The 8370-nt window shown below is 41.0% G+C and carries 10 protein-coding genes; 3 read left to right on the top strand and 7 right to left on the bottom strand.

Annotated features, from left to right (window positions below; genetic code table 11):
• Positions 1 to 171 precede the first annotated feature (171 nt).
• From IM479_RS06535 to IM479_RS06515, 5 genes are read right to left on the bottom strand one after another with little or no spacing between them, the layout of a single operon-like run.
• Positions 172 to 726 carry a phycobiliprotein lyase gene (locus IM479_RS06535; protein ID WP_287687733.1) on the bottom strand — a complete coding sequence of 185 codons (555 nt, stop codon included), beginning with the start codon at positions 724 to 726 and terminating at the stop codon, positions 172 to 174.
• A gap of 27 nt (positions 727 to 753) precedes the next feature.
• The gene (locus tag IM479_RS06530; protein ID WP_287687731.1) at positions 754 to 1737 is read right to left on the bottom strand and encodes a glycosyltransferase family 2 protein; all 984 of its coding nucleotides are present in this window, start codon (positions 1735 to 1737) and stop codon (positions 754 to 756) included.
• 29 nt (positions 1738 to 1766) lie between these two features.
• Positions 1767 to 2984 (bottom strand): glycosyltransferase family 4 protein, encoded by a 1218-nt coding sequence (locus tag IM479_RS06525; RefSeq protein ID WP_287687729.1) that lies wholly within the window; start codon positions 2982 to 2984, stop codon positions 1767 to 1769.
• Between the two features lie 2 nt (positions 2985 to 2986).
• On the bottom strand, positions 2987 to 3946 hold the full coding sequence (locus IM479_RS06520) for a GDP-mannose 4,6-dehydratase (protein WP_286824878.1): 960 nt from the start codon (positions 3944 to 3946) through the stop codon (positions 2987 to 2989).
• Between the two features lie 14 nt (positions 3947 to 3960).
• Positions 3961 to 4881: a glycosyltransferase family 2 protein gene (locus IM479_RS06515; RefSeq protein ID WP_287687727.1), complete on the bottom strand. Its 921-nt coding sequence runs from the start codon at positions 4879 to 4881 to the stop codon at positions 3961 to 3963.
• A 195-nt stretch (positions 4882 to 5076) separates the two neighbouring features.
• Between IM479_RS06515 and IM479_RS06510 the strand changes: the two genes are divergently transcribed.
• On the top strand, positions 5077 to 6060 hold the full coding sequence (locus IM479_RS06510; protein WP_287687725.1) for a glycosyltransferase family 2 protein: 984 nt from the start codon (positions 5077 to 5079) through the stop codon (positions 6058 to 6060).
• A gap of 131 nt (positions 6061 to 6191) precedes the next feature.
• Positions 6192 to 6548, top strand: coding sequence for a dihydroneopterin aldolase (folB, locus tag IM479_RS06505; protein ID WP_287687723.1), 357 nt, complete (start codon positions 6192 to 6194; stop codon positions 6546 to 6548).
• On the opposite strand, the gene IM479_RS06500 is transcribed toward folB, so the two are convergent.
• Entirely contained in the window at positions 6535 to 7077 is a 543-nt protein-coding gene (locus IM479_RS06500; RefSeq protein WP_287687721.1) for an NADPH-dependent FMN reductase, read from the bottom strand. The genes folB and IM479_RS06500 overlap by 14 nt on opposite strands.
• Positions 7078 to 7237: 160 nt before the next feature.
• On the opposite strand from IM479_RS06500, the gene IM479_RS06495 reads away from it, so the two are divergent.
• On the top strand, positions 7238 to 7564 hold the full coding sequence (locus tag IM479_RS06495; RefSeq protein WP_024969378.1) for a hypothetical protein: 327 nt from the start codon (positions 7238 to 7240) through the stop codon (positions 7562 to 7564).
• Here the strand turns inward: IM479_RS06495 and IM479_RS06490 are convergent.
• A complete protein-coding gene (locus IM479_RS06490) occupies positions 7561 to 8169 on the bottom strand; it encodes a rhomboid family intramembrane serine protease (protein ID WP_002795707.1) in 609 nt (202 codons plus the stop codon). The two genes, IM479_RS06495 and IM479_RS06490, sit on opposite strands and share 4 nt — an antisense overlap.
• Positions 8170 to 8370 lie beyond the last annotated feature (201 nt).

Here is an 8370-nt window from a genome sequence, read left to right as displayed (position 1 = left end):
CCAGAGAAGATTTTGATAAAAACAGCAATCATAAAAAGCAAATTATTGAATCATAAAAAGCAAATTCTTGACATTTATCAGGTAATTATTTTTATTAGTCAATATTCTACACAACTCAGGCTAGATAAGCAAGAGAGCTACACCACTACTATCGGATCACTACCTATTTTTTTAACTGACTTTACACTCAACCCCAAAACCGACCAAGAGAACTTTTTCCAAGGGTTCCCCCTTCTTGGGACGTTGATAGTTAATAATTTTGCGAATTCGCAGGTCTGGATTGATTAAAGTAATTGAATCCACGGAAACACTGCGAGTATAATTGGTGGTCATTAATAACTCTCTGGTGGTGGAATCAAAGCGAAAAGCGGAGATAATTGGTCTTGCTTCTTCGTAGGCGCGATCACGAAGATAATCCCCTTCTAAATAACCGTTATTTTCTGCTTTAACCACAAATAAAAGATTAAGATTTTGTCGCACTTCTTCTCCTTTTTCCGAGATGGTATAGAAACCTAAATTAAACCCAGGGATAGTTTCTAAATCGGCAATATCGGGATAGTTATTATCTGTCAGAACTTTCTGTTTAATCTCCCTAGTGAGGGGTTGAATGAGGAATTCAGTACGGGAACGTTCCACTTCTTGATCAGCTAGATAATGATAGGTTCTTTCCGTTTGCCAACTACCGACACAATAGGCAAAAAATTGCTGAAAAACTTCGGTATTCATAGACTTAATTCTCCTCTTATCAGTATTTTAATTTTGAGTTATTTTATCAGTAACTTGTTTCCTATTTTCAAAACCATAACAATCTCGAACAAGATAAAGTGGCCGGCCCTTTACTTCTTCATAAACTCTGCCAATATATTCGCCAATAATACCAAGAGTCAGTAATTGGATTCCTCCTAAAAATAGAACAGCAACCATCAGAGAAGCGTATCCGGGTACGTCGATTCCTAAAATAATAGTTCTGAGCATTAAAAAACTAGCATAAACAAGACTAACAAGTGCAATGATAAATCCTACATAGGTCCAGACTTTCAGGGGTAAAAAACTAAAAGAGGTAATACCATCGATGGCAAAATTCCATAATTTCCAGTAATTCCATTTAGTTTGTCCTTGATACCGGGGTTCTCGATCGAATAAAATTGATGTCTGTTTATATCCCACCCAAGCAAATATTCCTTTCATAAATCTTTGACGTTCGGGCATTTTTTTAATTGATTCTACCACTCGGCGATCGATTAAGCGAAAATCTCCCGTATTAGGGGGAATAGGAACCCGACTCAATTTATTAATGACTTGATAGAAACCTTCTGCGGTGAAACGTTTCAAGCAACTTTCGCCAATTCTAACCCGACGGGACGCATAAACCACATCATAACCCTGCTGCCATTTTTCGATCATTTCGGCAATTAATTCGGGGGGATCTTGTAAATCAGCATCAATAGGAATTACTGCCATCCCTTGACTGTAATCAATTCCTGCTGACATGGCAATATCTTTACCAAAATTACGGGATAAATTAACCACTTTAATTTGTGGATAACGTTGATGATATTCCACGAGATTTTTGAGAGTATTATCACGACTACCATCATTGACGCAAATGACCTCATAACTGGTATTTAGTGCCTCTAAAACTGCTAAAAGTCGGCTAAAGAGAACATCGATATTTTCCTCTTCGTTATAGAGAGGAACAACCACAGATATTTTCACTGTTATTTGATTTGATAGCATATTAATTTACAAAAAACTAGAGAAATTTCCTAACAAATATCAGCAGTCAAAACTTGTTCGTACTTAGCGGCTGCTTGCTGCCAAGTATAATTATCTTCGATTAACTTGCGAGCGTTTCTAGATAATTTTTCTCGCAACTCTGCCGATTCAAAAAGACTACTAATCGCCGTACAATATTCCTCAATACTATTAGCCCTTAAGGCTGCTAAAGGAACATTATTTCCTTCCACTGTTAACCCTTCTAAACCTCGATCGCTGGCCACCACAGGCACCCCTGCGGCCATAGATTCTAGGGTTTTAAACTTCATTCCAAAACCCGTTCTTAGGGGAATAACTGCCACAGTTGCCTGATGAAGATAGGTGGTCATTGATGGTACTCGTCCCGTCACAATCACTCCTTTTAACTTAGTTAATTCTTGCACTTCTAGGGATGGATTAGCACCGACTAGAGTTAAAGTAGTATCGGGGTAAGTAATTTGAATACGAGGTAAAATTTCCCTAGCTAAAAAACAGGCCGCATCGATATTAACCCAATAATCTAACCCACCGATAAAAACTAAATTATGTCCAGCAGGAGCCTCGGGACGATAGGCAAATAAATCTAAATCGACTGCATTAGGAATTAAATAAATCTCTTTCTTGGGAGCGAATTCTCGCATTTGTTTTTGATCATCATCGGTGGTGACGACAATTTTTGAGAATTTCTGCACAGTTTTTTGTTCGTAGCGACGCAGGAGAGGAAGGTAGAGACGATCCCGTAATTTTTGACTAGAAACCCCAATTTCTAATTGACTTTTGCTGGTTTGATAGAGGGAACTATGCACATCAATTACTGTCCTAATTTGCCGTTGCCATTCGGAACGAATATAAATTTCATTAACGCTATGTTCACTGGTAATGACTGAGAATTTTTGACTCTTAACTGCCCTATCTATCCAGTTCTGCATCTCTTGAGAATAGCCAAAAAGTACATTGGGAGGGGTTCCCGTTTTCAGGAATTGAGCTAATCTTTGCAGTTTAGCAATTATTCCAGTTTTGGCATCTTGAGGACGGGGAAAAACTACCAATTCACTAACAAAGTTACCTAACTTTTCTACCTCCTCATCGCTGACATCAGCAGTACGCTGAACCATGAGAGTAATATCATGATTTTTGCTGAGATATTTGAGTAAATTAAAAGTTCTGCCCTGAGTTCCTCCTTTGCTGGGTGGATAGGGAAAGGTGGAACTAATCATTAAGATATTCATGGCTATTTCTCTAAACGATTTTCTACCATCATGCGGACAATATCAGTCATTTTGTATTGTGCTTGCCAACCTAATTTTTCCTTAGCTTTGTTGGGATTGCCGCGACTAATGGCTAAATCTGTTGGTCTTAATAAACTTCGATCGGAAATTACATGATCTTGCCAATTTAAGCCAACAGTAGCAAAAGCTGTGGCCACAAAATCCTCCAGTTTTGAACTTTCTCCCGTGGCAATCACGTAATCATCGGGTTGCTCCTGTTGCAGCATTAAATACATCGCTTCAACGTACTCCGGAGCCCAACCCCAATCCCTTTGAATATCCATATTTCCTAAGTGTAAAGTCTCGGGACTTCCTTGGGCAATTCTAGCCACGGCAGCAATAATTTTTTGGGTAACAAAGCGCTCGGGACGCAGGGGAGATTCATGATTGAAAAGTATGCCTGAACAGGCAAAAATTCCGTAGGCTTCTCGATAATTAGCCACTTCCCAAAAAGCCGCCGATTTGGCCACAGCGTAGGGACTGCGAGGACGAAAAGGGGTATTTTCGTCGGCAGAATTATCGCCGATATCCCCGAAACATTCACTCGATCCTGCATTATATAATTTAATTTTTGCTCCGGTAAATCGAATTGCTTCTAAGAGATTTAAGGTTCCCGTGGCAATACTTTCTAAGGTTTCCACTGGCTGCTCGAAGGATAAACCCACAGAACTTTGTCCAGCCAAATTATAGACCTCATCGGGCTGAATTTTAATTAAGACTTGTAGGACACTGCGAAAGTCGTTCAGTGCCATCGATTCTAGTTTTACCTGTTCCTTGATTCCCAAACGTTTCAGGTTACTAAAAGAGGACATTTGGGCATCCCGGGAGGTGCCACAAACTGTATAGCCTGCTTTTAACAGTAATTCGGCTAGGTAGGCTCCATCCTGCCCCGATATACCACAAATTAACGCTTTTTTACTCATTTATTTACAATAATTTACTTTTGAGGGTTTAACATCGCCTTGGCGGCCTCGCTTAAATAACCGATTTGTCCGTAGGCATAGAGAAGATTATCAAAGCTTTTAGCGGGATTATTGATAAATTTGACATATTTAACCAATCCTCTCACCAAACGCTCACCTCCTCGCCTAAATTGAGCCAATCCCGTCTTTCCTGCCACTTCTTCCCGGTAGTGTTCGCTGATGCCTTGCCACCAACTACGACGCATAAACCATTGACGATTGATTCTTTCCGGGGCTACATTGTGTTCCACCAATGCGGTGGGAAAATAGCCCACTTGCCATCCCTGGGCGAGTGCCAGTTCTGTCGTGTATAATTCCTCGTTAGAGAGAAGTTTTTTCCCAATTCTTCCCAAATTAGGGTCAAAACCGCCAATTTTATCCAAGAAATCCCGCCGAATTGAGTAATTAACCCCTCGCGGAGTTAAATTCGCCTGGCTAATGTATACCACATTGTCGCCCAAATCGAAAGCCCCTAAACCCCCTGCTAACTCATCGGATAACCAATTGGGTTGACTGTAGCCTTGCGGCCAAATAAGAGTGACTTTTCCCCCCGCTACTGCCAGTTTTTCGTTATTTTCGTAGGCATTTAACAGAATTTCTAACCATTGAGGACTAGCGATCGCATCGTCATCCAAATAGGCTAAAATCGGCGCTCTAGTTTCCTTCGCCCCGCGATTTCTGGCGGTAGATAGCCCTAAAATAGGTTCGTAAACGTATTTTAGCCGCCCATCTCCCAGACGCGACTGGGCCACTTGACGGGTTTTATCGGTGGATGCGTTATCAACCACTAAAATCTCACAATCTGGACAGGTTTGCGCTAAAAGACTATCGATCGCTCCTGCTAGGTAGTGATCGCGGTTGTGGGTACAGATAATCCCTGCTATTTTAGGAGCCATGGCTATCAAGGTTACTCATTCAATAACCTAAAACTTAACATTCCTTTGGAAAAATGTAAAAATACTTTTAAAGCCGTCAGCCGTCAGCCATCAGCCTTCAGCCGTTAGCTTTTCTCTCTTGATATCCCGATATCCCTGTTCACTAATAACGAATAACTGATTACTGATTACTGATTACTGATTACTGAAAATATTATGCCGAAAGTAACTGTTTGTATTCCCACCTATAACCGCGCCGATTATCTCACCTATTCGATTAATAGTGTCCTGCGGCAGATTTATGAAGATTTTGAGTTAATTGTTTGTGATGATGGTTCTTCTGATCATACCCCAGAAGTGGTGGCAGCATTTCAGGATTCGAGAATACTTTATCTGCGTCATCCCCAAAATCTTGGTAGAAGTTTAAATATGCGCTCGGGTTTTACGGCTGCTCGGGGAGAATATTTTATTAAATTCGATGATGATGATGGACTAACTCCTGAATTTTTAGCGAAAACTGTCCCTATTTTAGATCAAGAAAAAAACGTTGATTTTGTCTGTACCGATCACTGGATTATTGATAAATTTGGACAAAAAGTTGCCTCGGCAACCCAGGAAAATTCAGCGAAATGGGGCAAAGACAGATTACAACAAGGGATTATTACTGATTTAGAGAGACAAACTTTTTCCTATCAAAGTTTACAGGTGGGTTCGACTCTTTTTCGTTATCAATCTTTAGCCGATGTGGATTATATGCGCTCTCAAGCGGATGGTTGTGAAGATTTTGATTTATTAGTGCGTTTAGCTTTAGCGGGAAAACAAGCTTATTTTCTGCCGGAATTATTAATGGAATATCGTTTCCATGGCGGTCAAACTAGCTTAAAACAAGCAGTTCATTTTTTGCAAGCAAAACTGTTTTGTACAGAAAGTTATCACTTTAATGATGTAAAATTAGAAGAAGAAAGAGTAAAAAAAGCGGCTTTTTTACAGGAATCTTTGGGAATAAAATTAATTGAAAAGGGAGAAAACGAGGCTGGGCGAGTTTTAATAGAAAAAGCCTCGCAATTGTTAGGAAAATCCCGACGAGCTAGACTGGGTTTACTGCTTTCCTATTTACCTCTAAATTTGAGACAACTGGCTTTTCAAGGTTTCCGTCAACTACGCTCCAAAGATTACGCCGAACAGGTAAGAGCCGTCTAAACTATAATTTATAGCAGTTATCTTAATGGTCGGGTAGGAAGTTTTCGTTTTGGGGAGTGGGTCGTCGATACCAAATTAGGTTACACTTCATCTTTGTGACCAACGCTGCCAGTTTTTAAATTTAACTATCTATGGATACTATTCACGTTACGGGAATTCGTGCCTACGGTTACACAGGATATCTGGCCGAAGAACAGGTTTTAGGTCAATGGTTTGAGGTGGATTTATCCCTAGAAGTTGATATCAGCATTGCTGGCAAAAGTGACGCAATTGAAGATACCCTAGATTATCGACAGGCGATCAAAATTGTCAAACACCAGATTGAAACCGGCAAATTTGCCCTAGTGGAAAAATTGGCCACGGTTATCGCTGAGGATATCCTACAACTCGATCGAGTGCGACAGGTAAGAGTACAATTATCGAAACCCGCCGCCCCAATTCCCCATTTCACCGGTAAAATCACCATCGATATTACTAGATATCGTTGAGTTTACGGGTATTATCGACTAAACTTGCAGCAAAAGCGTCAAAACGTTGGGAAAGCTTCTCGTCAAGGATTTTTCCTTCTTCGTTGAAGACTTTCCACGCTTGTCCTAAGCCAATTTGTTCCGGAATTACCCAAGCGTGAACCCAACGGAGAATGATTCTTAAATCATTTAGGGCGTTACTATTGGATTGGCCGCCTAAAACACTGATTAATCCAGCAACCTTTCCCGATAACTCCTCAAAGCTCATTAAATCTAGGGCATTCTTCATCACACCACTGACACTGCCATGATACTCCGGTGTCGCCAAAATTAATCCCGCTGCCGATTTAACCGTTTGCTGCATTTTGGCCACATCGGGATAGTCAGAATAGTCATCTCCCCCGTTACAGAAGGGTAAAGAGAGTTTTCTCAGGTCAATTATCTCCGTTTCTACTCCTAACCCCTGTACTCGACTGATAGCAACTTCTAACGCCATCGCACTATAGGATCCGGGGCGTAAACTGCCATTAATACCAACGATTTTGATCATAGAACTTATACAAACTCATAACGACTACATATAAGCTAACAAAAAAAGAGACAATTGGGGAAGCTTAGTTAAAAAAATATGTGGATGGGGCGGAGGGGGCGATCGATCTAAGTTTTAATGAGAGTAGAAAGAAAGATTTATTCCATTTCCCCTCATTGCCATGCCAGAATTTCTCGATTTTCTCAAACATAAATACGCCTATGTGGCTATTGGTGAATTCAAACCGGGGTGTTTTTCCGAGGCCCAAAAACTCTACGAAAAGGCCGTTTCCACCTATTCCACGGGATTCCAAGGGGCTTTTCTGCTGCAAAAACCCGGAACCGACGAAGGAATTGCCGTGATCATCTGGGATAAAATCGATGATATGGAGGCAAATAAAAGCGAAGCCCATGAATTATTGCTGAAATCCATGGCTCCTCTGTTTGTGAAACCGCCTGTCACCGATTTTTACGAAGTTTGTAGCGAGATAGAAGGTTCCCCCATTTAGGGATAATGTTTCTTTTCGGTGGCGATTAATTTGGCGGCTAAAACCCCGCCTAGGAAACCAAATAAATGTCCTTGCCAAGAAATCCCCGGACGGGAAGGCAAAACGCCCCAAATTGTGCCACCGTAGAGTAAAAAGACTAGAATCGACAAGAGTATAGAAGGAATATTTCTCTGGAAATAGCCCCGCAGTAATAAAAAACCTAAATAGCCAAAAATCAAGATACTTGCCCCGATATGGATGGAGCCGGGAGTAGCAAATAACCAGACTCCTAACCCCCCCACCAGCATAGTCAACCCAGTCACAATAAAAAAGTCACTGGTTTCCTGTAACATCACCAACCAACCGAGAATCAGGAAAGGAACCGTATTAGCGATAAGATGGGGAAAGTCACCGTGTAGGAAAGGTGCGAAAAGAATACCCCGCAATCCGATGACTTGATGCGGAATAATCCCGAAAATGTCTAAACTGCCCCGAAAAACAAATTGATCTAAAATCTCTAACAGCCAAAAAATCGCCACAAAGGTAGCGAGGATTATTGCTTGGGTTTTTATTTCTTGCCGAGATCCTTGACTCATAAGATTGATGGATGAGCTATTTTTTCCCATTATAGCCCCCCACATCAGTTATCAGTTATCAGTTATCAGTGATTCAGTTATCAGGTGTGAGAACGTAGCGACTGTCTTGATTGTCAAGGGGTAACTCAAAAAACAATCAAGGAGTTGCTGTCGAACCTAAAATCTCAAGCCAGAAAAAAGCGCAGCAAAAACTAAGTCGCTCAGGTTAAACCAAAGCAAGCGCAACCCTTG

It is taken from the genome of Microcystis sp. M165S2 (assembly GCF_020245885.1).
Classification (GTDB): Bacteria; Cyanobacteriota; Cyanobacteriia; order Cyanobacteriales; family Microcystaceae; genus Microcystis.
This window is presented reverse-complemented; position numbering and strand designations above follow the sequence as displayed.